Origin of the sequence: Streptococcus suis (assembly GCF_002964575.1) — a bacterium.
Classification (GTDB): Bacteria; Bacillota; Bacilli; order Lactobacillales; family Streptococcaceae; genus Streptococcus; species Streptococcus suis_R.
Genome location: NZ_POQQ01000011.1, coordinates 1 through 291 on the forward strand (window position 1 = coordinate 1; position 291 = coordinate 291).

At 38.1% G+C, this 291-nt stretch carries 1 protein-coding gene; it reads left to right on the forward strand.

The window, feature by feature from the left end; translation table 11 throughout:
• A partial coding sequence (locus C1E58_RS00495) for a DUF1129 family protein (RefSeq protein WP_153055805.1) occupies positions 1–291 on the forward strand: 291 nt, incomplete at both ends.

The window sequence follows — 291 nt, forward strand, 5'->3', positions numbered from 1 at the left end:
CGGATTAACAAAAAAGAACCAAGAATTTATCCATATTGCGACCAACCAACTGATTAAAGATGGAAAGTCTGATAGCGAAATCAAAGAACTCTTGGAAGAAATTTTACCAACTATCATTGAAAAGCAAAAAACTGGTGTGACTGCCCGCAATCTCTATGGAGCACCAAGTGAGTGGGCTGCTAGTAAGACAATTTCTGAACAGGAAAAGAAAGACCAAGTGGAATACAATGAAAATCCATGGTTGATGTGGCTAGATTCTAGTCTTTTCATGCTTGCAATTATTGCTGATCC